Below are 25,322 nucleotides of genomic sequence, written 5' to 3' on the forward strand. Positions count from 1 at the left end.
AATTATTTCAGTAATATTGCGTTTGTGAGGTTGTTTGCATGAAGGTTGTTGGTCGAGCGTTGAGCACCGTTGGCAGTCGGATGCTCATTATCCAGTGCGATGCCGGCCAGCTGCCCGCATTATACAGTGAAGTGACTGACAAGCGGATGAAACCGGTTGGGAAAATCCTGGATCTTTTTGGCAATGTGAAAGCACCATATGCTGCGGTCCTCTGCCGTGAGAAATGCGCAATTCTGCCCAACGAGAAACTCTTCGCAAAATGAGATCGCAATACCACAAAACATCGGTTTGTGCCATTAAGAAAAAGTAGTAATGGGGAATGTGGATGACAGAAGTTGAGAAATTAAAAACTCTCCAGAGTGAGAGGGAAGCGCTCAAGTCGCGGACAAAGCAGAAAGAGACAGAGAAGAAAGCAGAGAACCATACCGAGACGGTCTGTCCTGAGTGCGGCGGGCGACAGCTCGTTCACGATTACGAGCGGGCGGAGCTGGTCTGCCAGAGCTGCGGACTTGTACTCGATGATGATTTTATCGACCGGGGTCCCGAGTGGCGTGCGTTTGACCATGACCAGCGCATGAAGCGCTCACGGGTTGGCGCTCCGATGACCTTTACCATCCACGACAAAGGTCTCTCGACCATGATCGACTGGCGCAACCGCGACAGCTATGGCCGGGCAATCTCGTCCAAGAACCGGGCACAGCTCTACCGGCTCCGCAAGTGGCAGCGCCGTATCCGTGTGAGCAATGCAACCGAACGCAACCTTGCATTTGCACTGTCCGAACTTGACCGGATGGCATCGGCTCTCGGCCTCCCACGAAATGTCCGTGAGACCGCAGCAGTCGTGTACCGTGACGCGGTGGACAAGAACCTGATCCGTGGGCGGAGCATTGAGGGAGTGGCAGCAGCAGCCCTCTACGCGGCCTGCCGGCAGTGTAATGTGCCAAGAACCCTTGATGAGATCGCCGAAGTGTCGCGTGTGTCGAGAAAAGAGATTGGAAGGACATACCGTTTCATCTCCCGTGAACTCGGATTAAAGCTCCTCCCGACTTCTCCCATCGATTACGTGCCGCGCTTCTGCTCGGGACTTACCCTCAAAGGAGAAGTCCAGAGCCGCGCAGTAGAGATTCTCAGGCAGGCCGGGGAACGCGAGTTGACCAGCGGCAGGGGCCCGACCGGTGTTGCAGCAGCCGCAATTTATATCTCCTCGATTCTCGGGGGAGAACGACGCACCCAGCGCGAAGTGGCAGAAGTGGCAGGTGTCACTGAGGTCACCATACGGAACCGGTATAAGGAACTTGCAGAGAAACTCGATATCGAGATCATTCTCTGATACGCCATCATTTTTTCACGACATCTTGTCATACGATGCGATAGCGGGTGTTCGAGGGATAGCAACAACTATATCCCCTGCGCTGAAAAATTGTATGCCACAAAAAGCGGGCTCGTAGATCAGGGGTAGATCGCTACGTTCGCAACGTAGAGGCCGCGGGTTCAAATCCCGCCGGGTCCATATTCCGGGTTCTTTTCATCTGTTTTTTCTCGCGATCCGGCAGTGCAGGTTGTGTCAATAAAAAACGCGTGAATGTCCTTATTGTTATTTTTTTATAACGTTTGCAGAGCCGGATGGGGCACCATGCCAAAACGGATTTATCACACTTCCTGACAACGTACTTATTTACTTCACTAAAGCGGATCAACCAGAAGACAGGGAGAGACAAATGTCACGCGTAAGCGGATCATATACCACATCAATAGTAATTTTCTTTGCAATTCTGATAATCATACTACCGGTCAGCGCCTATAATGTCACCCTCTATGGTACAAATTCCGGGTTCGATACGGTGCTTCACAATGATTCGGTTGTGGTTCTGCAGTCGATTCCGGGATCCGCAGGAACCGATCTTGACAGCAACATAACCCGTTTCATCCAGCCTTCCGCAGATGTGATCATTCTTGGCGGAGAAGATACCTTTAGCCTGTCAACTGCGGCGAAGATCGAGGCGGCAGTAGCAGAGGGTAAAATCCTTGTTGTCACGTATCCCTGTAACCGTCTTTTTAATGCAAGCCTGCCGGCTTACAATAACGGAACTGTCCCGGGCGGGCAATTTCTTGAAGTATCCGATCCAACTGCTGCTGCTTCCAAAGAAATTTTTGCGGGGCTGCCGACCCGGTTTTCATTGCAGGGTGCAGCACCCGAAAACGGGCAGGTGGTTACCCGGAACGGTTCTGTTACGGTACTGAATTATGATACCGGGATGCCTGCCCTTCTTTACGGCACGTACGGGAAGGGGTACGTGATCGAGTGGACAACAAGACCCGTCCCGTCATACATGAACGGCGGGACAGCCGATACCATCCTTGACCGGCTGATAACCCGGTTACTGCCTGTACCCGCTCCTATTCCGACAACACTGGTCACTCCCCAACAAACCACGGTAATGACCGCCCTGCCGGAAACCTCCATTACGACTCCCCCTCCTGTTCCATCAGAAACACCCATACCAACAACAGGAAACGTGACGGCGTACTCATCTCCCCCCGGGGCCAGTATCCTCATTGACGGGATATATTACGGGACAACCCCGGCAAACCTGACCGGAATCCAGCAGGGGACTCACATCATCCGGCTTACCCAGAGCGGGTACTATGATTACGAGGGGAGTATCTATGTAATCCCGGGTCAGACATCCCATGCATTCGGGACTCTTCCCCCCCTGAACCAGGTCCAGGCAGCCGCGACACCGGTGTCGATCATAGTACCGGTGGTAACGGCTGAGCCTACGCAGGCCAAGGGATTGTTCGAAAACTCGAGCATTGTTGTTGCCATAATCGGGGTAATTACCGCAATGATCGCGGCGGGAGCCACAATATTTTCCCATGTAATGAAGGCTAAAAAAGAGTGACAACCAGAAGATCACAAAATAGATAATTCGTTCTTTTTTCTGGGAGGAGGCCCGTTTCTTATGCAAAAAAGGCCGGTTTTTACCAAAACAACAGTAACAACTATATGGGATAGGCGGAAAAATAGTATGCCGCAAATAGCATTGCAGGGCTCGTAGATCAGGGGTAGATCGTCACGTTTGCAACGTGAAGGCCACGGGTTCAAATCCCGTCGAGTCCACTCGTTTTCTCTCAATTTTTTCTGAACGCCACTGTAACGCGATCGGGATTTATTTTACGGTTCATTTCACGACAGAGGTCGTGCCGGGTTCGAAGGGCAGAGCCCTCGCGATTTGACGGGTTCAAATCCCGTCGAGTCCATCTTTTTCTCTCATTTTTTTCTGAAAGTCCGTTGCACGGGGACCTGCTTTCATTTGATGACCCGGATCGTGTCGGATAAAAATGGTGCTACCCTCGCGATAATTTCAGGTGCGATGGCACTATCATCATTGAAAGTTATGTACAAAAGACTCAGGAGTGGTTGGATCATAAAATTCTGAAAAAAAACATGACAGAATTAATCAATCCAGTCAAGCAGGTGGCGGGACGTGTCCTGCTCGCTCTTCTGGATCAGTTTCGCTTTGACTTTTTTTACCGCTTCGGTTGCAGGAGACGGCTGCTGCTCGAACTGGCCGTAATCCATGTAGTCCCGGGTAATCCGGTCCTCAACCTCGACGGTAATCTCTTGTATCGGGGAAGAATACTCTTCTGGAATTCCCGGCGGGGGTGGTTCTTCCTGCCGGAGATTCTGCTCATGCACCACAACCCGCGGGGTTTCCTGAACGATCAGGGGGGCCATCACCGGGATCACCACGGGAGGGACAGCCTTAAAAACCAGTGTATTTGCCGTAATCGGACCGGACGTTTCCTGCGGGGAACCTGACCGGTGGAGTAAGAAATCCACAAAATCTTCAACTTCCCTGCGCTGATCGGGGGATAACCGGTCCAGCTTACTTTCCAGCGATTCCATGCGGTTCCTTGTCCTTATGTAGAGAGATGTCTCGTGTTGATCGTAATTAATGCGCCGGTGATTTGGGTAAAAATTATTCCCACCGGTGCTGGTATCCGCGTTTTGCAAGCGGCCGGCCATCAGCGGTAACCGTTTTTTCTGCCACTACGGTTCCGATCACCGTCGAAGGCACACCAGCAACAGGGAATTTGTCGGGGGAGAGCGTGAAGATCAATTCATAATCCCCGCCGCCATGGAGCGCGAGTTCGCGTGCCTGCTCAAAGGGTATACCGGCAGCAAGGGGCAGTTTTGCCGTATCGATTGCAAATCCGCACCCGTTCACGCTTGCCAAATCATAGAGAGAGAGAGCGATCCCATCGCTGTCGTCCATCATTGCACTGACACCGGCCCGGCCGAGACGCTGGCCTTCCTCAACCCGGGGCTGCGGCTCAAAGAGCGCCTTTTCAAACTGGAGATACCCGTCAAGCCATGCCTGCGCCTGCCCGGGCGTACCGGTGATACAGACCAGATCGCCCGGCCGGGCACCCTTCCGCCGCACAATAGAGTCTTTGTCGACAAGTCCCATACCGGTCGTTACTATTGTAAGCTCCCCGTGCCGGTCGATATCGCCACCAATGATTGCCGCACCGTATTTTTTGCAGCAGTCCTGTGCACCCTGCATCACACCCGACAGGGACTTCCAGTCATCAAGCCCTACGGCGATAAGGAGATATTTCGGGGCTGCACCCATGCTGGCGATATCCGAGAGGGTGACTGCAGCACTCATCCAGCCGGCCTGCCAGTCGGTCATTCCTTCGACAAAATCGGTAGTCCGGTGGAGCATATCGGTAGTCACTACCATGATCTGTTCACCACAGGGCAGCTCAGCACAATCATCAAGGCAGTTCTCCCGCCCGACTACACCCATCACCACGTTCAGGAGCTCGCGGTCATCCACTCTTTTTTACCTCCTTACCCCGTTCGCTCTTATACTCCTTGAAGATGTGCTCAATCATTTCCGTCTTTTTCTCCCGCTCATGCCGGATCTGTACTCCCTGCCACTGGAGCAGTGCCATATCCAGCGCATCCTTACCACAGAGTCCCTGCTTTCCCCGCACCTGGACGCCCGCCTCCTTATCGGTCAGCAGGGGCACACCGGCTTCACGAAATGCAGGAAGGAGCAGCGGATCGCTCCCGGCAAGAACTGCGACCCCGACAACCACGGCTTTCACCCGCATTTCGGCAAGATCCTTCACAACGCTCCTGCCCCAGCCGTCGATCCGGGTGACAAAGACAATATCTCCCTCCTCGATTCCCACATCATCCGCAAGTTTTCGAAGACTGTCTTTTGTCAGCGCGTCCATCACCTTCACCGGAAGCACCTCGCCATCCATGGAAAGTTCCGCGAACTGTTTGATCCGTGCCAGCCGTTTGGCAAGGTTCCGGTTATGGCGTTCCTCTTTTCGTAAATGTTTTTTTAAGCTGGAGATAACTGCATCCTTTTTTATTACCTCGGTATCCTTTGCCAGCTCGGCATCCCGGGAGGTATGGACCTTCCGGATACGTGCCTGCAGGCGATGGATCTCGTAATCTTTTCCCTTGCACTCTTCCTGCAGTTCTGCAACAAACGTGCGGAGTCGCTTAACCATCCCGTCCAGCATCCGCACCCGTTCATCATGTTTTTCTTCAACACGGACAGGAGGCGCTTCCCGTTGGAGGGCAGGGGGAGGGACATCATTCATCTCGCCGAGCACATGTTCCAGCGACTGCCCGCGGATCACCCGTGCCCGGACTTCATCGAGATCGTGGCCCGGGGGAATCCGCTTTATCAGGTTCTGGAACTTGTGCCGGTACTGGCGGTATGCATCGAGAGCTGCTGAGAGCGCGTCCCGCTCGTGATCATTTCCATAGGAGAATGGTGCGGTAAGCTCCAGCTTGGTCTCGACACTCACGTCCTGTTTCGGGGTATAGGCAATCGCGCTGAACGCCCGGCGGATCTTCTCGACAGAAAAGGGCATATCCTGCACATCGGATGCAATGATGAGGGGTTTTCCCACTTTGTAGAGTGACTCGATCACATCCCCCATATTCATCTGCCGGGAGCTCTGGAGATGCAACAGGTTCCCATCGAGATCCAATGCGGCAAAAGCAGTAGTAGTCCCCGGGTCGATCCCGACAATCAGGTACCGCGGCTTTCCCGAGAGCGGGCGATAACGGATCCGTTCGAGCCGCTTGCCATTGATCCGCACCTGCACATCGGAGCCCCGGTAGGTTGAAACGGGGACCTGGTCCCGGGTAGTAAAGACCCGGAATACCACCCGGCTGCACCCGCCGAATGCCCGGGTCTCTTTCTTGTCATACCTCAGCCCGGCTGCGACAAGCGCCTGCTCGATCTCCCGCCCCTTGAGTTGGACCGCACCGTGAATCTTTCGCACGTACCGGTTCTGGCTCCACCCGCCCTTTCCCGGTGAGCGGTGCCGGCTCACGATGATCTCGCTCTCGTTCTCAAACGCGATCACTTCGGCACCCGCACCAAGCGAGGCAACCTGTGCGGTTGTCCGGGCTTCCGCAAAGGGATCGAACCGGTTGAAACTGATATTGTACCGGGCTGCAACCTTACCAAGCGTCTCTTTGCGCTCACCCCCGGTTACCTGAACGAGCCGGGTCTGCGGGGGCAGACCCTGCAAAAAGAAGTAGAGTTCGCGCTGGTCCGCAGCAATTTCCTGCAGGCTGTCAACGGCAAGGATATCGGGTTGTTCCTCCCTCAGCATACGGAAAAGCCGGTACAGCGAAACTTCGGATTCGCTGACGATCGTCGGGCCTTGCATCCGGACCAGGGCATAGACCGGCCTGCGGGTACGCGATCTCACCGATCCCTTGATGATATCGATGCCAAAAACGTTCAGCCGGTCACGCATTGAATCGCATCCTCACGGTCATACGTGAGTTGGTATTTCCGTTTAAAATACGTGAGGATGTTATCAATATCCCGGTTAAGGATGGTTTCTGCATTCGGGTGAGTGGTCTCTATCCACTGGGGCCAGTCGATGAACACGCACCTGCCGTCTTCCATAAGTATGTTATATTCCGAGAGATCGGCATGGATGACCCCGGCATGGTAGGCATTATGGACATTTGCCAGGATCTCATCCAGCACAGCGGCAGGAGCTTCCAGCCGACAGCGGCTGAGGTTCGCTCCCCGGATAAGCGCCATCACGACGGTATGCCGGTTCTGTGCGATGGGGAGCGGAACGCTGACCTTCGGGTGAAGAGCTACCAATGCCTTATACTCCCGTTCGGCAGAGAGCTTCGATGCGATGAGCCAGGGACAATGCCCCTCGGCCATGTACTCCCGGTTGACCCGTGCTGAATTGAAGGATCGGCTCCCAATCCGGTGGAACTTGATGGCAACCGGCCCGAGACCCAGAGCCTCATAGACAACTGATTCCTTGCCTTCCCCAAGCGGGGCCCCCAGAGCCGATATAATCCCTTTCCGGGTGAGACTTGCAAGTGCAAGCGTGTCATATCCCCCAAAAACAAGGGCATACCCATCGTAGGGTACCGGGTTGAACCGGACCATGCCCCACTCGATCAGGCGGGCTAACCGGTAATTCACTTCGGATTCTGCGAATCCGGTACTGGTTATGAGTTGTTCCAGGGGAACCCAGGAATAGCGTGACATCTGGCGCTCAAGCACCGAAAGAATGGTCTTTTCGTATTTATGCAGGGTGCGGATGTGTTCCGCAGAGACAGCCATAATCGTTAAAGTGGTGATGTCCCGGACTATAAAATCACTCCTTATTAACTATCTGGAACGATTCATGACAACCTTAAACATCTTTTATTCTCCAGAATAAAACAGGTCAGATGTATGCAGTGCAGCAAGTGTCCCCGTGATGCAATGGTTTTCCAGCCCTATTCGGGGCTGCATCTCTGCGATCAGCACATTATTGCCGATGTTGAAGCAAAGGCAAAAAAGGTGATACGTGCACAGGGCTGGCTCAAATCCGGCGATCACATCGCAGTTCCCCTCTCCATCGATAAGAGCAGCAGCGCGCTCCTGTATTTTTTAAAAAAACTTACCGCAGAGCGCCGCGATATAAGGATCAGCGCTATTATGATCGATGACGGAACGAGTGATCCCACCGACACATTACACCTTAAGCGGATTGCAGAGCGGCTGGATACAGAATGTATTACGGGGTCGTGGGGGGGAAAATCAGGTGAGGGGGTTGATACTGTCACGCAGAGAACGGGAGAACCTTCTGCTTCCTGCGATGGTAACTCCCATCACTTCCTTCTGCTCGAAAAGGTTGCTCAACAACACGGGATCACAAAAATTGCACGGGGTTTCTCTGTCGATGATGTAGCGGGTGCGGTGCTGGAGAGCATCATCCGGGGGGAGGTGGAGAAGCTGAGCGGAAAACCATGTCCGGAAACAATTCCCCGGATCTGTCCGTTCATATCAGTCACTGCAGCAGAAATATCCCTGTATACCGGAATCTGCGGGTTTGGCGATGAACCGGCACTCAGCCCGGAACAGGGAGACGAACTGCACAAGGATACGGTCACTATGCTGGAAAGCTTTACAAATAATCATCCTGCAACAAAATACGCACTCCTGAATCTGGGAGAAAACCTGGCAGTATCCCTCCTGGGAATCGCAGGTCTCATCCATGCGTGTGAATGGTTCGCGGAATACCAGCAAAGGTGTTGCAATAACGGTTCAATACAGAGTGAGGTGAAAGATGGCACAGCCTAAACGAGGGCGGATATGGCGGGTGATCAGGAATTCGCCGGGTATCCAGATATCCATTTATTTTTTTGCGTTTGCCATGCTCATCGCCCTCTATACGTACATCTTCCACACGGTATATCCGGTGCTTGAGAACAAACCGCTCTCATGGCCTCAGGCGCTGCTGTTTGTGGTCGAATCGATGACAACGGTGGGATTCGGCTGGCTGCTCCCGTTTTCCAATGATCTTACGATGTTCCTGACAATCCAGATTATGTTGTCAGGGGTGATCATGATCTTCGTCGTTATCCCGCTTCTTCTCGCCCCGTATCTTACCGCCCTCCTTGCACCCGCCCCCCCACGAAAAACCCCGCATGTGCTGTCAGGGCATACCGTTGTGATGGGATATGATGAGCTCACCCGTTCGGTTATTGACAGCCTCACGATCTCAGAACACGATATCGTGATCATTGAACAGGACAAGGCAATCGCTCTTGAGATTGCCACGCATTACCGGAAACGTGCCTACGTTGTCTGGGGGGATTATACCGATCCCTCAACATGGGCGGCTGCACACATCGATAAGGCAAAGTATATCGTAATCTGCAAAGATGAACGGCAGACCGCTAGTATTGTCCTCGGCATTCGTGAACGGGTGAAAGGAAAGATCATTTCCGTTGTGGACAAGCTCTCCTTTGAACGATATCTCCGGTATGCAGGAGCGGATTACGTACTGTCCCCCAAACACGCAACCGGGAGGATCCTAGCACGCCATGCCGTCCTCAACCCGAGCGGGGATGCAGAGCCGGAAATTCCCGGGCTGGACAGGATCAACATCAATCTCGAGCACACAGCAGAACAGGAACTCAGGCTCATCAACATTCCGGTGGTTTCCGGGTGCAGGGCGGCATTCCGCCCCCTGTCAGCACTTCAGCTCTTTGAACGATTCGGCATAATTGTTCCGTTCCTCTGGAAAGCCGGGAAATTCGTTCCTGAACCCACTCACGATATCATTGTCGACAACACGACCTCCCTCTTCCTTTTTGGCCGGGCAGAATCCATTGTCACTGCGATCCGGGAAGAGTTCAATGCCGATGGATGTTCAGACGCTTTTGCGGTGATCGCAGGATATGGGGATGTCGGTGCCGGTGCGTACCAGGAACTCCATGCATCCGGCGTCACCTGCATAGTAGTGGATTCAAAACAACATGCCGTAGAACAGGTTATCGGCAATGCTGAGGATGAGAGTGTATTAAAAAAGGCCCGCATTGAAGAAGCACGGTTCTGTATTGTTGCCTTAAACGATGACGATGTGAATATTTTTACCACGCTCATGACCCGGAACCTCAACCCGGACATACGGATCCTTGCCCGTGCCAATGAACCGGCAACGGTTGAAAAGCTCTACCGGGCGGGTGCGGATTACGTGGCCCTCCTGCCCATGATCGGGGGACAGACAATCGCGAGGATCATCCTTGCTGATTCTGCCACCATTCTTCTCGAACTGCCAAACAGCGATCTGGTGATCCTCAAACATGCCAATAAATCGTACTCGAAACCCCTGAAATGGTTCACCAGAAAAACAGGAGTCAGGATCATCGGTATCGAGAGCCAGAGCCGTTCAATCATCGCCCCGGAGGCAGAAGAGATCATTTTAGAAGGGGATGCTCTCATTGCAGTGGGAGATACCGAACAGTTGAAAAAGTTCATTCATCTAGTATAACCGGAAGAATAATAACCGGAAGAATACGCATGGCAACAGATCTTGGGTGCAGGTTGGGACAGATCGAACAGATGATCCGGTACGCTTACTGGAACAGCGGATGCACGGGTATTGTCATCGGCGTGAGCGGGGGTGTAGACTCTGCGGTAGCAGCAACGTTCTGCTGCCGGGCGATCGGCCCTGAAAAGGTACTTGGGCTTTCACTTCCCTCTGCAATCAGTAATCCTGAAGACTGCAAAGATGCTGCAACACTCTGTGGACGGCTTGGTATGGAACACAGGGTAGTCAGTATTGAACCGATGCTTGAAGGATTCCGGGCCATGACGGGATATACCGGATCCCGGTACCTGACCGGGAACCTTATGGCGCGGATACGGATGGCTGTAGTCTATTATTATGCCAATCTCGATCACCGGCTGGTCTGCGGGACATCCAACCGGAGCGAGTATATGCTCGGCTACTGCACCAAATACGGGGATAATGCAGCTGACCTCCAGCCGATCCTTCACCTGTATAAGGACGAAGTCTATGAAGCAGCACGGGAACTGGACATCCCGGATCCTATCCTGAAAAAAGCCCCGTCTGCCGGGTTATGGGAAGGCCAGAGTGACGAACGGGAGATCGGGCTTTCCTATGCCGAGATCGATGCAGCGTTACGGGCTCTTGAGCAACACCAGTGGAAGGCAGCAACGCCCACTGAAGAAAAAGTCCTTGCATTGGTGAAAAAAAGCGAGCACAAGCGGCTCTCAGCACCTAACCTTTTAGCAGATCTGCAAAAATGCCGGGATATTGTTCCGGGAAATTGAGAAACCTGAGCCCGGCCTCATCCCCGATAAGATTGTAAAGGGGCCCCCTGCAGAACCGGCTTACTGTGGATCTCCAGGGGGTGCCGGGATACCGGAGCTCGGGTATCTTCGGATAATAGGGATTTTTCTTCAGGCTGCCATTACTCATTGCATAATACGCAGCCCCGTGGAGAGTCTCGTATTCACCATACTCGCTCTCGAATGCGGTAGAAACAATATTAGCCATTGCAAGAGTCTTGTCAGCAGAAGGATTGATGGAGATATGCCCATACTCCGGGGGGATAATGACGATGTCGCCCTCATGTGCAGAGATCATTACCACATCATCCAGCCTCCGCGACTGGAGCAGGTACTTCGCTTCGCCTTCCAATACCTCATAGACTTCCGGATAGCCTGACCCTACCGGATTTTTCGGGTGATAATGTCCTTTGGTCTTCACCCATTCGCCGCTGAGTGTACAGGGAGGAATCACCGTAAGATCATAGCGCAGCTCATGACTGCGCAGCCATTGACGATCCGCATCTGACTTTGCCAGATCACGGTACATAAAATAGAGGGGGGCGTTTGCCTCGCACGAAGGATCGGCAAGGACAGACCGCATCTCCTCAATTGTCCGGACTGAAGGCAAAGGGAGAGCCCCATCCCATCCAAGCATCACTTCTTCTTTCTCATTACAAGTAAATAATACCCCGCGCCAATGCCGATGATTACGATGAGAAGAAATGCCGGAAGCATCGTGACCAGCTCACTTGAAGCAGGTTTTGGTTCAACCGCAACCGGTATTTTAAACGTATCTGACACCTGGCTGTTATCGAGTGAATCCCGATACCGTATCTCTGCATCGAGCAGATAGGTCTTGATCTCTGCTTCATCACCGGTGTGTATCTGATACCGGGCTGTGGCCTTTTCGCCGGGTTTTAAATCCCCGAGATAGGTGGTATCATCTGAGCTGGTAAATGGGTCAACTGCGGAGATCCTTGCCTGTGAATGATAGGCCGTCGTATCCCCGTTATTCCTGTACTCGACAGTAATTACATTGTCGGAGTCCGGACTTACTTGGGCAGGGGCTGAGGCTATAGAAAACGTCAGTTTCCCCCCAATGGGAATACCCACCGTATCTGTCGCGGAGGTAACGATATCACCGTCCCGGTTTTCATAGGTGACCGCAATATCTACGGGATAGGTCTGTTTTGCTGCATCTCCTGATACTGCCACCTTGTACCGGCAGGTAACGGTTCCATTGCGCGGGAAGTCCCCGATAAAAACACTGCTATCGGTTGGGATGATCGGGCTTAAGCCGTTACGAAGTATCTTCACCGTCGCTTTCTTCCCGTCTTCAAACCCGATATTCTGTATCGTTAAGTTGAGATAACCGCCGCTGCCGACATTCAGGTTTTCCGGGACTGCTTCGATCACCTCAATTTTTACCTGAGGCTTGATCTTTACCGTTAAGGGAAATGTGTCATTTACGACACGGTAATCGTTTTGAAGGATGTCAGCCACATCATTGTCAGAGGAAGCAAGGTAGGTGTACCGGATCGTAAGAGGGATCTCGTATTCCCCCATAGAGGCGTTGGAGAGGATCTTTGCCAAAATGGAGACGGTATAAAGCCCCTGCGTCTTGATATCCCCGATATTCTGGGAATCTGATTTGATTATGATGGGGGCATTGCCTGGCGCGAGTCCAACAGTTACCATCTTTGCGGTTGTCGGCAGATCATCGCGAGCGATCGTCCCTTTGGTGAGAAATTTTAAATCGTTCACGCCGCGGTTCTGTACAATGACCTTTATGGTAACATCCTCTCCCGGGGTGAACTCATTGACACCCGAGATTTCTGCTGACAGGTGAGGAGTTGCCCCGAGATAGGTGTCGACTGCCAGCACCGGCATACTGCAGCCGAGAAACAGCACCAGAATAAATATAATACATCCTCGATATTCCATCAGTGATCCCTTGTTGTTATTATTATAACAACATTTATTATTGCACAATATAAAGTCATGTTCCAATGAAACAACCCTTACCCGGCTCTGCCCGGGTTATTGATTGTCTCAAATCACTCGGTTTGACAAAATATGAAGCTCTGGTATATATTGCTCTTTTAAAAGTGGTAAGCGCGACTGCCAGTGAGATCCATGAAATATCCACCGTCCCGCGCGCATCTGTATATCCGGTACTCGATCAACTCCAGGAAAAAAAACTTGTTTCAGTAGCCCGTTCGACCCCCAAACGGTTTGCTGCTCTCTCGCCGGATGAGGGTGTTTCAATCATGATGAGCAGGATCGAACACGATGCTGCCGATGCCCGCGAGATCCTGTCAGCGATCCACCGTGAACGGATCGGCCACGAACAGAGCAGTGAGGAGCTGATATGGAATGTCTACGGTATCGAAAACATCCAGAGGAAACTCACGGATATCCTGACCGCTGCAAGCCAGAATATACGGATCATCGCCCACCCCCAGATCATTTCACCGGAAATAAAAGAGATTCTTGAGGATAAAGCAGAGCGTGCAGACGTCGAGATTGTCACCCACCAGTGGGATTGCGGCAACACGGGAAAAATGCGAGTCTATGTCAAAAAGCATCCGGAGATGCCCCGCGAACTTGACCGTGTAAAGGATATGATGGCGGGAGGGATCTGCATTGTCGATAACCGGCGCGTACTGGTCATTTTAGGAACCGGGAAGGAAGATGCGGTAGCACTTTTCTCAGAAGCAGAAGGGTTTATCCGGTTCTTCTCACGGTACTATAACCTGATCGTGGACTGGGCGAGAAAGCCGGAATGAGAACCCGTTTTTCTTTTAATAATTTCTGATCTCGTCCATCTGCCGGATATCCATCAGACCCTTCATCGCCTGAATCTGAACCCAGCGTCCCCCTTCCCGGATCGCTGCCATAGGATTAGTGCCGCCAATTGCTGCGATGGCAACATATTGCGGGCTCACGGGCACACCGAGGAGTGACAGGTTGGGCATGCCCACTTCAAGGATTCCTGAGTAACTGCTGCTCGATAATTCATCGAGTACATTAACAACCAGAGGCTCTGCTTCCATGTGGAACTCCCGGATATTTGCAAGAATGTTACCACTCCCCCGCTGCATAACATTGGTTACCGAGGTGGTCTTCTGGGATATGAGTACCTGCAGGGGATCGATGGTGGTATGTTCGTACAGGATGATATGCGTGAATCGGATCGGGGTCCGGTTCTCAATCTCGACTACTCCGCCTCCAATCGGGTTGATCGGGATACCGCGCCTTACTAAAAGACCATCAAACGTGATGCTGCACATCGTGCAGATGCCGGTACAGCCTTTGGGAATCACAAAATCTGCAACTTTTTCTCCTGAAGAAAAGAACTTGACCATTCCGCTGACACAGATACCGGTTTTGTTAGCGTCTTTGAGAACAGATATCGCAAAATCAAGATCTTCGTTTTTTATCAATGAGAGATTGTATACAACGTTTCCTTCTCCCGTCGTCGGATCGAATGTTACCTGAATGGCAAAATCTTCGATATTATGGTTGACAAATTTCAACGGGAGGTTCATTATACTAATCTCGGACATAACAATAGAAAAATTGTTCTATATGAGTAAGGCAATTTATGTATGATGGAACACGATATGCGGGAAAAAGCCAAGAATGCGATGCGACTCATTCTTGAAGCGGCACGGTACGAGGTCGAAGAGGTTGATGACCCTCTTGACCTTTCAGCAGTGCGTGATGGCACCTGCCTGCTGGTGCTCTGTTCGAACGAGAGCGATCTGATCGGACAGTTCGATAAGACCAATTATAGTCTCATGATCGATGACCATGAGATGACCTGCAAGAAACTGCTGTTCTCTCTCGATAAAGAGATCACAACCGAGAACTGCATCCAGTGGGGGGTTGACGAATTTGTGCGGTATACCGGAGAAGCAGTCCTTGCCGATATTCTCGATCGCGAACTGTCACTGGATCTCACGCCGGCAAAAGCCAGAAAAGCTGCTGTAACCGCAGCTGCATCGGCCGCAGCAAAGGCAGAAGAACCTTCGGGTATCACGCTCCCCCACCTCCCCATAAAGATCACCGAGCAGGCTGCGATCCGAACCGCCGGGGTGCAGGGTGCGGCAAAACTGAGATTTATTCCCTATTTCCTGTTCCACTATACGAGCAGCGGAGAGCAGGTCTACAAAGACCGCAGAATCCCGTTTGATGCAGACGGCTGGGGTGCGATCAACGCGATCAACGGGATAAAAATCGAACTCGACGGTAAGATGGTTGAGGAGACCGATATTCCCGGAGGGTCTGAGGTCTGTGATCCGCATATCCGCAAAGATGAAGCCTCCGAACGAATTGTCAATGAATTGATTGAACGGCTCACCCAGAAGGTCCGGATCAAGCAGGAGAAAGGCGATGCGATATTCTATGAAGAGAAGATCCTGAAACCTGACAGGAAAAATATCGCCATTGATTCCAGGCAGATCTATATTCCGGTCTGGCAGATACGGGGCAAGAAGATTGTCGAAGTGAACGCATTCACCGGCGAATTGCTCTCTGAACCTATGGATGAGGGCTGCGAAGTCTTCTGAAACAAGGGGTTGATACGGGCCGTAATAGCGAAGAACCCGTTTCCCTTAAAAACCAGATTTTTCTCTTTATGATAAAGGAAATCCCATGATCGTTGTTCTTGGGGGTGGCCCTGCGGGAAGGATCGCATCAATCCGGCTCGCATCTGCAGGAAAAGAGGTTCGGCTTATCGAACGCGGAGGTATCGGGGGCCAGTGTCTCCATTTTGGGTGTATGCCCGTCTGTGCCCTGAATGATGTGGCCCGCACGATCCATTCTTTCCATGCTTTCCAGCATCTCGGCATAATGGATGCATCCCCTGTGATCAATTTTCCCCGGATGATTGACGAGATGCACGCGATCCAGGCAAAGATTGCATCTGTACTCGATAATGAGACAAAATCTGTTGGCGTGGACATCGTCTACGGGAAGACCGGCCGGCTTGAGGGAAAGACCGTCTTTCTGGATGACGAGAAGATCGAAGCGGATACGGTGATTGTCGCTACCGGGTCACGACCCCATATTCCGGAAATTCCGGGAATAGATCTACCGGAAGTCTACACCCCGCATACCCTGTTTACGTTAAAGGAGATCCCGGAGAACCTCTCAATCATCGGCGGGGGGGTGATGGCTGCTGAATTTGCCTATATTTTCAGTACATTCGGCAGTAAGGTAACTCTCCTGTGCAGGAGCACACTTTTGAAAGATATGGATAATCACCTCCGTGCATTGGCAGTTAAAGATCTTTCATCGGTGGACATACAGGAAAATACCCGGGTCCAGTCAATAAACGGGAACTCGCACGAAAAAACACTCACACTGGAAAAAGAGGGGAAGATCACCCGGCATCAGGCAGATGCCGTGCTTATTGCCGCAGGACTCGTACCGCGTTCTGAAATGCTCAATGGTGTCAAAAAAGGACCGGCTGGTGAAGTTATCGTTGATGAGCACATGCACACCAGTATTCCGGAGGTATATGCCTGCGGGGATGTGATCGGCCCACCCTACCTGACACCGGTTGCCCGTCATCAGGGTATCGTGGCTGCGGATAACATTCTGGGGATTTCCCGCGCCATGGATTCCCGGTTCATCCCGCAATCGATCAACCTCTCGCAGGAGCTGGCATTTTGCAGATCGGGTACCGAGAACACAGCATCGCTGGCAATCCCGGGGCCGGCCGGACCGGGTACATTCTGGTCGGTCCCTGCGAGGGATACGGGTCTTGCGAAGATATTTCTCAATTGGGAAGATGGCGCGATCGAGGGCGTATGTACCGCAGGCCCGGGCGGGGGACTTATTGCGGGATATATGGCATTTCTCATGAGCCGCCATTTTTCCGTTCATGACTTCGAGGAGTTCATCGAGGTCCACCCTTCGACGGACGGGGTGTATGGGCTTGCAAAATATGCTTCAGGAATGCTCAAAAAGCGAAAAAATACCTGATTGATTGTTTGTTGGCCGTTTTTATTGCCGTGCGTAAAAATAATCTTAAAAAAAACAGACTGCTATCATTTTCCGACGCAAATGCTGATGGTATTATTACCCCCGGAATCGCATAATTACGATACATAAACATCCTTACTGACCGTGGTGCTTTTAAGATGACCAATATCCTCGAAAACGTTCCGTTTGAAATAACAAGGCTCGATAAAATATCCTCGCTTCAGGAGAAAGGAATCACGATCTTTCCCCCCACGTTCGACCGTAAGGATACCATTTCTGATATCAAAATCCGGTACGCCGACATAACTCATGACAAGAGTGCAGAGAGTGTCACGACCGCAGGGAGGATCTATATTGTCAGGAACCATGGCAAGACCATCTTTGCCGACCTTGGTGACGAAGCAGGCAAGATCCAGCTCTACATACGGAAAAACGATCTCGGGGAAGAGCAGTTCGAACTCTTCAACCAGTACATCGAGCGCGGGGATATCATCGGGGTTACCGGCCATGTCTTCAGGACCAAACTCGGCGAGATCACCATCTGGGTGGACTCTTTTACCATTTTGTGCAAAGCGGTCTGCTCGCTTCCCGAGAAGTTCCATGGGCTCACGGACGTGGAGAAGCGTTACCGCCAGCGGTACGTAGATCTCATTACGAACGAAGAGAGCAGGCAGACATTCCGGGACCGGAGCAGGATTGTCGCCCTGATCCGCAGGTTCCTCGATGACAACGGATTTTTAGAATTTGAAACCCCCATTCTCCAGCCGGTATACGGGGGGGCAAATGCCCGCCCGTTCACCACCTACCACCACTTCCTCGACCAGAAACTCTTCCTGCGGATTGCGCCCGAGCTCTACCTCAAGCGTCTCGTGGTGGGTGGATTCGAGAAGGTCTTTGAGATCGCCCGTAACTTCCGGAACGAGGGTGTTGATACCAACCACAACCCGGAGTTCACCATGGTGGAGATCTACTGGGTGTACCATGACTTCAACGACATGATGGGCTTTACCGAAGATATCGTCTCTTCGATCGTCAACACGGTACACGGGAAGTTCGAGATCCCCTATGGCGAGATCTCCCTGAATTTTGCCAAGCCGTGGAAGAAACTCTCCATGACGGATGCCGTGAAGGAGTACGGGGGCATCGATGTCTTTGCTCACAGCGTAGCAGAACTCCGCTCTCTGGCACTCCAGCACAAACTGCCGGAATCAGAAAAGCCACAGTCCCAGCGGGAATTCCTTGTCTACTTCTTTGAAGGGCTTGTTGAAGAGAAACTCATGCAGCCCACGTTTGTGTACGATTTCCCGGTAGAGAACTCCCCATTGGCAAAACGGCACCGGACCAAAGAAGGATTCACCGAGCGGTTCGAGCTCTTCATCCATGGGATGGAAGTGGCAAACGGGTTCTCGGAACTCAACGATCCTGTCGACCAGAAGGCACGGTTCGAGGCACAGGATGAGAAGCGGAGAATGGGCGATGTTGAGGCCCAGATGATCGACTACGATTTCATCAATGCTCTCGGGTACGGTATGCCGCCGACGGGTGGCGTTGGGATCGGTATCGACCGGCTTGTCATGCTGCTGACAAATAATAATTCCATCAAGGAAGTCATCCTGTTCCCTTCGATGAAGACGATTCAGCCGGGCGAGGAAGCAGAAAAAGAGGAAGAACCTAAAGCAGGGAACTAGAGATCCCGGCTCATCCCCTTATTACCCTCTTTTCCGACGTGCCTTCCGGATAGTATAAGAGACACCGTACGCATACTATTTTTATGGACTGCCGATTTCCAACCGTTTGTGTTCTCCTGATACTCGTTCTTTTCGCTGCATTCGGCGGGTGTACCACAGCCCCGGCACCGCAGAGCGCGACTGCTCCTGTGAGTGTAACATCTGTCACCCCGGAAAAGACCGTTCCGGCAGGGACGGATACGACCAGCCACGCAGCCGGAACAACGCCCGCACTGAGTATTGCCGCGCAGTTGACGGCGGTGAAAACGGATAATATAATCTGGCGCGAGGCTTTTCGGATGTTCTCAAACATGAAATCCACTGAATATGTGCATCCTCCCTATACCGTTGACGAACCGGCGGGGATATACAAGTTCGACTGCCTCGGGTTTATCGATCACGTGCTGATGAATGCCGATCCGGCCGGCTACAAAGTGATTGGCAAAGGGGTCAACCCGTCTATCGAATCGTACGCCGGTTATTTCAACAAGCTCGATACGAAGACGCCGGACGCGGGCGGATGGACAAGGGTGGCACATCCCGTTGACCTGAAACCAGGAGACGTCTGCCTCTGGCTTACTCCAAGCACGCTCGACACCGGCCACATGTGGATCATCGCCGGGGAGCCGAAGGTGAACCCGAAGCGGAACGATGAGGTGCTCGTCCGGATTTTTGATGCTTCCATTGCCCACAGCGATGATTCACGGACCGGCTCGGCATACAAGAACGGCCTTGGTAGTGGAATTCTCGGGATGATGGTAGATGGGGAGAGCAACCCGGTCGGACTCTACTGGGATGGCGGGGTGAGCACCGTTGCAGGGGAGAAAGGCACCACGATCGTGTGCGGCCGATTGAACCGGTAAGAGAAGAGTGCTTGAATAATAAAACGAAAAAAAATTCACTACTCATTTTTTCACATTTACCGTCATGTAAGATGACACGAAGGGGGGATTAGTATTGGCAAGGTGGAGGCTGCCAATGGGTACGGATGCGATGGCAGACTGGCAGCTGCAATTGTGGTCTTCACTTATCGGACTTGAAATGGGGAATTTTAATCAGAGTGTCTATGTTGTGCTTGTGCTCATGAGCCTCCTGATAACAGTGATCATACAGATCGTATCGGAACCGGTTCTATCGGCCAAAGGTCTGCCGGCATCACTACTGCTGAGGATGTATTGATAGGGGGATAATCCTTAACCGGTTCATATAGATCTATGAATGAAAAATTCATGGCATATATTCTGAAGAATTCATCTACCAGGCAAAAATATATTCGGAACAATGGATAAATGATAAAACCAAGGTACAACCCATGCTTCTTGCGAATGCCGTATTAGGTCTGTTCCAGTTAGTAGTCTCTGTTGTTTTCGCGGCTGTGGCACTCTATATCGGTTTTTCTATCATGAGCAGGATTACTCCTGGGATTGATGAAGAGAAAGAACTGGCGAAAGGGAACATCGCTGTTGCCATCCTCGTTGCTGCGGTTTTTGTTGCTATCGCCATTATTGTTGAATCCGGCGTCACAGGTCTGTCAGTCGGAATTAACAAGGCAATGGATGTCGGGATCTTCACGAGTGACGGTCTGGTTGTCGTGGGATTTACCATCATCCAGTTCATTCTTGGCATTGTCCTTGCCGTAGCAGCAATCTATCTTGCTCTCTATATCCTTGACCGGCTTACACAAGGTATTGAGATATTCAGGGAGCTTAAGAAAGGCAATATTGCTGTTGCGCTGATGATGGCCGGGGTGATCATTGCCGTTGCCGTGATTATTCAGTCGGGAGTACTGGGCATTACTGCAACCCTGATATAACCCCGTTACTTCTATTTTTGATCGGGATTTTTCTGTTCGTTCCCTGTTTCCCCACCCTTTCCACCAGCCATAGAGCAGCCTTCGGGTACGTAAAACCGCTTCCCACCGCTTAAGGCTTTTCCGCAGAAGTCCCGGCAGGTGGCCGGCCGGGTATTATAGATTGCACAGCCCCACTTCTGTATCCCACTGCCGTCAGGCTCCTCTTTTATCAGGTGCCGGCAGGGGGAATCGGCAAGGAAATAGCCGCCTTCTTCCCTGAGCCCCCGCTCGCGGAGGAAATGCAGCTGGTGGGGTTTGCACTGCCAGACAAGAACAACAGGAAGCCAGCGACAACATTCGCCGCAACGGTTGCATATACCGGCTGCCGGGATTGGTTGGGAGGGTTTCATAGCAGTATCTCATTGTACCGGACTGATACAAAAAGAGTGGCGATTGGATACAGGAAACGGTAGCACCGTCTCTTATAAAGTTACAATATTCGTTAACAGGTTGCCTGCATATGATCGGAGGGCCGGGTCCTCGTTCTCATCCGCGATAAACTCCCGGAGCCCCCGGAGTGCTCCTGTACTTCGGATTGCAGTAAGCGATACTGCTGCCTGTTCACGGGTAGCAGTCCGTTCACTCCGGTCCCGCAGGCGCCCGATCAGCTCATCCACAGGGCGACCACTCTTCAGCTGGCCCAGAACGGTTGTCGCAGACAGCCGGATCTCCGGGTCCATGTCGGTTAACAGATCCATTAAAGGACGGACCGCACGCGGATCATCGCTCTTCCCCAAGGCAATAACTGCGCGAATCCGCCCTGCCGCATCCGTTCCGGACATGGCAGCGTACATCAGATCATATACAGCCCCTTTGTAAGAGCGGGAATTGAACCACTCGCCGTCATGTTTCTCAAGACTTAAATACATAGATTCCTCCTGATTATCCCAAAGTTTAAAACGTTACCAGTTCCCTGCCGGATTCTAAAAAAAAAGCAGGTTTTAACTGAGAGAGAAAAGCATCCGCTTACCATGAGCGGCCCATATCCGCGTCATCCTGACCGTTTCAAGAGGAGGGGACTGGTACATTAGAGTAATATACTGCAATTCAATTATTAATATTTTATTCATGCGGGCAGAATCTACTCCATTTCGTCCTTCAGTTAAAGAGAATGGGCTCGATTCGGAACTTAACCGGTGTCAACAAACAAAAATAAAACAAAGACATTTGAAATAACGAGCATGTCGGCGGGGATTATGGGTGATTCCTGCTTACTTGTGGTACGGCTCGCCCCGGAGAATGCGGAATGCCCGGTATACCTGTTCAACGAGAAGAAGCCGGGCCATGGGATGGGTGAAGGTCATCTTAGAGAGAGATAGACGAAAATTGCTCCTGGCAAGGATAGCTGGGGAGAGCCCAAGATCCCCGCCAATGATAAAGGCCAGGTGATTCTGCCCGGATAGTTCCCGTTCGCGGAACGAGGCAGCCAGTTCCTCACTCGACCAGTTCTGCCCCCTCACATCAAGGGCGATGACAAAGGAATCTTCAGGGAGAGCTGTAACGATCCGCTCTCCTTCCTTTATCTTTGCTGCAGATTCAGTAGATGATGATGCAGAAAGGGGACGTTTCTCTTCTGCCAGTTCGATAACCTGCAGTTTCACGTACGGACGAAGGCGCTTTTCGTACTCGGCAATGCCTTCCTGCAGGTATTTCTCCTTGATTTTTCCAACCGCAATGATACGGATCTGCATGGTTTACCCTGCAATGAAGTTAAACATTTGAGCATACTGCATGCTAAAAGAATAAGAAGGAAATGGGTGGAAGTAACTTACCTATGGATTACTTTTGGAGTCTTTTGTATCGATTTTCTGGTGCGATAACACATCAATGAGTACTTCTTTCATCATATTTTTCATGAGTTCCCGACCCTCATCTGATGACATGTAGTCCTTGAACAGCTCTTTAAACTGTCCCATATCGTGGTGATTATCGACGAAGGCTAATAAAGCTTGTGTAATACAGTCAGAGACCGTAGAGAACTTCTTTTCCTCATACACGAGTTTATTGACCTTTTCGTAGATATTGGGGGGCATTTTATAGGATATTGCAACACGTTCCCCGCGGGTCGCCGGTATCTTTTCTGCCATTCCCTAAAAACTAGGGCTAAATACTATAAATAGCCTGTTAATCGCCCGCAATAATTCATAAGTATTACGAATTTCATAATCGTATCCTTTATAGCATACTTATAGAATACTTTTTATAGCGCGGCGGGTAATAGGAGATCATTCCGAGGTAGACTTATGAACGAAATCATCCTGTTGCTCCTGGCAATCGTGGGCATCTTCTCAGTTGCCTGCAGTGTCGCGCTCATTGCTCTTGGTAAGATGATTGATCAATACCCAATCGGTGATGAAACGTCCCGCGAACGGAGTCTCTCAAGTCCGGCCGAATCCACAAAACTTGCTGTAATTGTATTCTGGAGTCTTTTCATTCCCGGTGCCTGGGCGGTTCTCCAGGAAGGCATCATTACCCGTATCGTAGGAATTACCCTGTTTTTTTCGATCTGCTTGTTCATGTTCACCGCACTGGCTTTCTCATTTGCTGTGCTCAGTACCATGAAAAGCCGGAAAAAAGAGATGGGAATCCCTGTTATCCAAACAATTCCTTCACCTGCAGTACCGGGAACTGTTCAAATGACGCAGTGCGTTCCGGATATCGTAACAACAAAGCGATATAAAACACCGCTATCAAATTTTATGATCAGTGCGTTGCTGAAAAAAGAATAATCTACCCGAAAATCTTTTTTGACTGCTCCAATGCATCAACTGCAGGGAGCTTTTTTCCGGTCAGGAATTCGATGCACGCTCCGCCGCCAGTTGAGATATGGGTGAAATCCTTTTCGATACCGAGTTTTTCAATAACCACCGCAGTGTGCCCGCCGCCGACAACAGAGAACTCGACCTGAGAAGCGGCCCTGAGAAGTTCATAGGTGCCAGTCGCAAAGTCTGCATCTTCAAAGACACCGGCAGGTCCGTTGAATACCACCGTTCCTGATTTCTTTAATACCTGGACAAACGATGCAAGAGAATCCATGCCAAGGTCCAGAACAGGCGCATCATCAGGTATCCGGTCGATTGCATACTCAACCCGGTGATTGTCCTGCCTCACCGCAACAGATTCAGGCATCACAACCCGATCCCTGAACCGGGAAAGGATCTCTTTTGCCTTTTCGATCTCCGGCTGGTACTTAAGTTGGGCAATCAGCTGGGTGGAGGGTTTGCCGATATTGTACCCGGCTGCTATCAAAAAGACATTTGCAACAACGCCAATGACGATGACCGTATCAGCGATACCATTCTCCAGCACATGCCGGGCTACGTCGATAGAATCATCTACCTTGGTGCCGCCAAGTACCATGCAGACCGGGCGCGGTGCACCGGAGAATACTTTTGAAAGGGTGGAGACTTCCTTTTCCATGAGAAGTCCCCCCGCTGAACGCATGACCATGGGGAGGCCAACAACCGTAGGTTGCGAACGGTGGGCAGTACCAAATGCATCATTGACAAAGACATCTGCCATTGCAGAGAGCTTCTTCACCAGGTGCGTCTTTTTGGCTTCTTCGGGTTTTAAAGTCAGGTTCTCCTCTGCATTGAACCTGACATTTTCCAGCATCAGCACCTCACCGGTCTTCATTGCGTGCACGGCTTCCCGGGCATGGCGCCCGAAGATGCTGTCGACATAGGTAACCGGTTTTCCCAGCAGATGCTCCAGCTTCTCCGCATGGGCTTCTAAGGGAGTGAAATCTTTTTTACCGGGTCGGCTCTGGTGGGTGACGATCACGACACGGCTGTCGGAAAGGGCACGGATCGTAGGAAGGTGTTCCCGGAAACGTTTGTCATCAAGAATAAGATTGGAGGTGGGATCGATAGGGGAGTTGAGATCGAGCCGGAGGAGCACGGTCTTACCTTCGCATCCCAGTTCCCTGATGGTTCCAATCGGCATCATAACCTCAAAAAAATTATGCGGTGTTCCGGGATTTGATCTTTTTCATCCGGAAGAGCTCTTCCCGCTCCATCTCATCAAGACGCATCTTGATGAAGTCCCGTGCTTCGGTGAGTTCGGGAATGACTTTGAACTCCAGTGCATTGACACGGCGCTTGGTCTTTTCGATCTCATCGAGCAGGCGCTTCATCGTGGTCTCGATCTCCGCGCTCTCGATGATCGATTCTACGAGTTCCTCAAATGCAGATGCAGTCTCGTCAATGACGGTAGAGGTGCCCAGCACCCCGTAACCGCGATCAACCAGGCTCTTTTTGACCTTGGATGAGTCGATCTGCGGAACGACCACGCCCATGATGTTCTTGCTTTTTAAGGTGATCTCGGGTACTTCCTTGACCGAGAAGGCGGCTGATTTCACACCGATTGCACCTTCAACCGTGTTGGCCACCGCCATCATTTCGACCGCTGTTGCATACTTCCTGAGGAGGTCGCCCCGGGTGTCCTTTGCATTTGCCAGGATCTTGAAAAATTCAAGGATCAGTCCATCGCGCTTCATTTTGAGGATCTTGTAGCCACGCTCCGAGAGCTGGATCTTCCGTTTCAGGTTGATCAGTTCGGAACGGGTCGGCTTGATATCGCGCAGGGCCATGGACT

27 protein-coding genes and 2 tRNA genes are annotated in these 25,322 nt (G+C 51.6%); 16 read left to right on the forward strand and 13 right to left on the reverse strand.

Features of this window, described 5'->3' with window-relative positions:
• Positions 1-38 precede the first annotated feature (38 nt).
• The 5 genes from WC593_07955 (at position 39) to WC593_07975 (ending at position 3,121) form a co-directional block, all read left to right on the forward strand.
• A complete protein-coding gene (locus WC593_07955; protein ID MFA4825079.1) occupies positions 39-263 on the forward strand; it encodes a Gar1/Naf1 family protein in 225 nt (74 codons plus the stop codon).
• Positions 264-325: 62 nt separating this feature from the next.
• Entirely contained in the window at positions 326-1,330 is a 1,005-nt protein-coding gene (locus tag WC593_07960) for a transcription initiation factor IIB (protein MFA4825080.1), read from the forward strand.
• A gap of 108 nt (positions 1,331-1,438) precedes the next feature.
• A tRNA-Ala gene (locus WC593_07965) sits at positions 1,439-1,510 on the forward strand.
• A 208-nt stretch (positions 1,511-1,718) separates the two neighbouring features.
• On the forward strand, positions 1,719-2,903 hold the full coding sequence (locus WC593_07970; GenBank protein ID MFA4825081.1) for a PEGA domain-containing protein: 1,185 nt from the start codon (positions 1,719-1,721) through the stop codon (positions 2,901-2,903).
• Between the two features lie 146 nt (positions 2,904-3,049).
• A tRNA-Ala gene (locus WC593_07975) sits at positions 3,050-3,121 on the forward strand.
• Between the two features lie 336 nt (positions 3,122-3,457).
• Here the strand turns inward: WC593_07975 and WC593_07980 are convergent.
• The 4 genes from WC593_07980 to WC593_07995 all read right to left on the reverse strand — a co-directional run bounded on the left by WC593_07980 (position 3,458) and on the right by WC593_07995 (position 7,646).
• The gene (locus tag WC593_07980; GenBank protein MFA4825082.1) at positions 3,458-3,910 is read right to left on the reverse strand and encodes a hypothetical protein; all 453 of its coding nucleotides are present in this window, start codon (positions 3,908-3,910) and stop codon (positions 3,458-3,460) included.
• A 73-nt stretch (positions 3,911-3,983) separates the two neighbouring features.
• A complete protein-coding gene (thiL, locus tag WC593_07985) occupies positions 3,984-4,847 on the reverse strand; it encodes a thiamine-phosphate kinase (protein MFA4825083.1) in 864 nt (287 codons plus the stop codon).
• On the reverse strand, positions 4,840-6,807 hold the full coding sequence (locus WC593_07990; protein ID MFA4825084.1) for a DUF460 domain-containing protein: 1,968 nt from the start codon (positions 6,805-6,807) through the stop codon (positions 4,840-4,842). The genes thiL and WC593_07990 overlap by 8 nt, the downstream gene beginning before the upstream one ends.
• Complete coding sequence (locus WC593_07995; protein MFA4825085.1) at positions 6,792-7,646, reverse strand: RIO1 family regulatory kinase/ATPase; 855 nt, start codon at positions 7,644-7,646, stop codon at positions 6,792-6,794. The genes WC593_07990 and WC593_07995 overlap by 16 nt, the downstream gene beginning before the upstream one ends.
• 114 nt (positions 7,647-7,760) lie before the next feature.
• On the opposite strand from WC593_07995, the gene WC593_08000 reads away from it, so the two are divergent.
• Genes WC593_08000 through WC593_08010 form a run of 3 tightly spaced genes read left to right on the forward strand, consistent with a single transcriptional unit; the run spans position 7,761 to position 11,153 of the window.
• Positions 7,761-8,651: a tRNA(Ile)-lysidine synthase gene (locus WC593_08000; protein ID MFA4825086.1), complete on the forward strand. Its 891-nt coding sequence runs from the start codon at positions 7,761-7,763 to the stop codon at positions 8,649-8,651.
• Positions 8,638-10,347, forward strand: coding sequence for a potassium channel protein (locus WC593_08005; GenBank protein MFA4825087.1), 1,710 nt, complete (start codon positions 8,638-8,640; stop codon positions 10,345-10,347). The genes WC593_08000 and WC593_08005 overlap by 14 nt, the downstream gene beginning before the upstream one ends.
• 29 nt (positions 10,348-10,376) lie before the next feature.
• Positions 10,377-11,153, forward strand: a complete 777-nt coding sequence (locus tag WC593_08010; GenBank protein ID MFA4825088.1) for an NAD+ synthase — start codon at positions 10,377-10,379, stop codon at positions 11,151-11,153.
• On the opposite strand, the gene WC593_08015 is transcribed toward WC593_08010, so the two are convergent.
• Both WC593_08015 and WC593_08020 read right to left on the reverse strand, forming a co-directional pair.
• Positions 11,101-11,808: a glucose-6-phosphate isomerase family protein gene (locus WC593_08015; GenBank protein MFA4825089.1), complete on the reverse strand. Its 708-nt coding sequence runs from the start codon at positions 11,806-11,808 to the stop codon at positions 11,101-11,103. The two genes, WC593_08010 and WC593_08015, sit on opposite strands and share 53 nt — an antisense overlap.
• Positions 11,808-13,043, reverse strand: coding sequence for an S-layer protein (locus tag WC593_08020; protein MFA4825090.1), 1,236 nt, complete (start codon positions 13,041-13,043; stop codon positions 11,808-11,810). Before WC593_08020 ends, WC593_08015 begins: the two co-directional genes overlap by 1 nt.
• Positions 13,044-13,162: 119 nt before the next feature.
• On the opposite strand from WC593_08020, the gene WC593_08025 reads away from it, so the two are divergent.
• A complete protein-coding gene (locus WC593_08025; GenBank protein ID MFA4825091.1) occupies positions 13,163-13,942 on the forward strand; it encodes a helix-turn-helix domain-containing protein in 780 nt (259 codons plus the stop codon).
• Positions 13,943-13,957: 15 nt separating this feature from the next.
• Here the strand turns inward: WC593_08025 and WC593_08030 are convergent, their stop codons facing one another.
• Positions 13,958-14,704, reverse strand: coding sequence for a DUF128 domain-containing protein (locus WC593_08030; protein MFA4825092.1), 747 nt, complete (start codon positions 14,702-14,704; stop codon positions 13,958-13,960).
• Between the two features lie 60 nt (positions 14,705-14,764).
• Here WC593_08030 and WC593_08035 point away from each other — a divergent pair, with 60 nt between their 5' ends.
• The 6 genes from WC593_08035 to WC593_08060 all read left to right on the forward strand — a co-directional run bounded on the left by WC593_08035 (position 14,765) and on the right by WC593_08060 (position 20,687).
• Positions 14,765-15,727, forward strand: coding sequence for a hypothetical protein (locus WC593_08035; GenBank protein ID MFA4825093.1), 963 nt, complete (start codon positions 14,765-14,767; stop codon positions 15,725-15,727).
• A gap of 85 nt (positions 15,728-15,812) precedes the next feature.
• On the forward strand, positions 15,813-17,147 hold the full coding sequence (locus WC593_08040; GenBank protein ID MFA4825094.1) for an NAD(P)/FAD-dependent oxidoreductase: 1,335 nt from the start codon (positions 15,813-15,815) through the stop codon (positions 17,145-17,147).
• Between the two features lie 158 nt (positions 17,148-17,305).
• On the forward strand, positions 17,306-18,835 hold the full coding sequence (gene lysS / locus WC593_08045; protein ID MFA4825095.1) for a lysine--tRNA ligase: 1,530 nt from the start codon (positions 17,306-17,308) through the stop codon (positions 18,833-18,835).
• A gap of 83 nt (positions 18,836-18,918) precedes the next feature.
• Positions 18,919-19,737, forward strand: coding sequence for a hypothetical protein (locus WC593_08050; protein ID MFA4825096.1), 819 nt, complete (start codon positions 18,919-18,921; stop codon positions 19,735-19,737).
• Between the two features lie 94 nt (positions 19,738-19,831).
• The gene (locus WC593_08055; protein MFA4825097.1) at positions 19,832-20,053 is read left to right on the forward strand and encodes a hypothetical protein; all 222 of its coding nucleotides are present in this window, start codon (positions 19,832-19,834) and stop codon (positions 20,051-20,053) included.
• Positions 20,054-20,186: 133 nt separating this feature from the next.
• A complete protein-coding gene (locus WC593_08060; GenBank protein MFA4825098.1) occupies positions 20,187-20,687 on the forward strand; it encodes a DUF350 domain-containing protein in 501 nt (166 codons plus the stop codon).
• A gap of 11 nt (positions 20,688-20,698) precedes the next feature.
• Here the strand turns inward: WC593_08060 and WC593_08065 are convergent, their stop codons facing one another.
• From WC593_08065 to WC593_08080, 4 genes are all read right to left on the reverse strand, one after another.
• Positions 20,699-21,076: a hypothetical protein gene (locus tag WC593_08065; protein MFA4825099.1), complete on the reverse strand. Its 378-nt coding sequence runs from the start codon at positions 21,074-21,076 to the stop codon at positions 20,699-20,701.
• Positions 21,077-21,148: 72 nt separating this feature from the next.
• Positions 21,149-21,595: a HEAT repeat domain-containing protein gene (locus WC593_08070; GenBank protein MFA4825100.1), complete on the reverse strand. Its 447-nt coding sequence runs from the start codon at positions 21,593-21,595 to the stop codon at positions 21,149-21,151.
• 342 nt (positions 21,596-21,937) lie between these two features.
• Complete coding sequence (gene rlmH, locus WC593_08075) at positions 21,938-22,417, reverse strand: 23S rRNA (pseudouridine(1915)-N(3))-methyltransferase RlmH (protein ID MFA4825101.1); 480 nt, start codon at positions 22,415-22,417, stop codon at positions 21,938-21,940.
• An 81-nt stretch (positions 22,418-22,498) separates the two neighbouring features.
• Positions 22,499-22,813 carry a hypothetical protein gene (locus WC593_08080; GenBank protein MFA4825102.1) on the reverse strand — a complete coding sequence of 105 codons (315 nt, stop codon included), beginning with the start codon at positions 22,811-22,813 and terminating at the stop codon, positions 22,499-22,501.
• A 156-nt stretch (positions 22,814-22,969) separates the two neighbouring features.
• On the opposite strand from WC593_08080, the gene WC593_08085 reads away from it, so the two are divergent.
• On the forward strand, positions 22,970-23,455 hold the full coding sequence (locus WC593_08085) for a hypothetical protein (protein ID MFA4825103.1): 486 nt from the start codon (positions 22,970-22,972) through the stop codon (positions 23,453-23,455).
• A 1-nt stretch (position 23,456) separates the two neighbouring features.
• On the opposite strand, the gene WC593_08090 is transcribed toward WC593_08085, so the two are convergent.
• Both WC593_08090 and WC593_08095 read right to left on the reverse strand, forming a co-directional pair.
• Positions 23,457-24,671: a phosphoglycerate kinase gene (locus tag WC593_08090; GenBank protein ID MFA4825104.1), complete on the reverse strand. Its 1,215-nt coding sequence runs from the start codon at positions 24,669-24,671 to the stop codon at positions 23,457-23,459.
• Positions 24,672-24,687: 16 nt separating this feature from the next.
• On the reverse strand, positions 24,688-25,317 hold the full coding sequence (locus tag WC593_08095; GenBank protein ID MFA4825105.1) for a V-type ATP synthase subunit D: 630 nt from the start codon (positions 25,315-25,317) through the stop codon (positions 24,688-24,690).
• Positions 25,318-25,322: the final 5 nt, after the last annotated feature.

This window comes from Methanoregula sp., from assembly GCA_041645435.1.
In the GTDB taxonomy this organism is placed as follows: domain Archaea; phylum Halobacteriota; class Methanomicrobia; order Methanomicrobiales; family Methanospirillaceae; genus Methanoregula.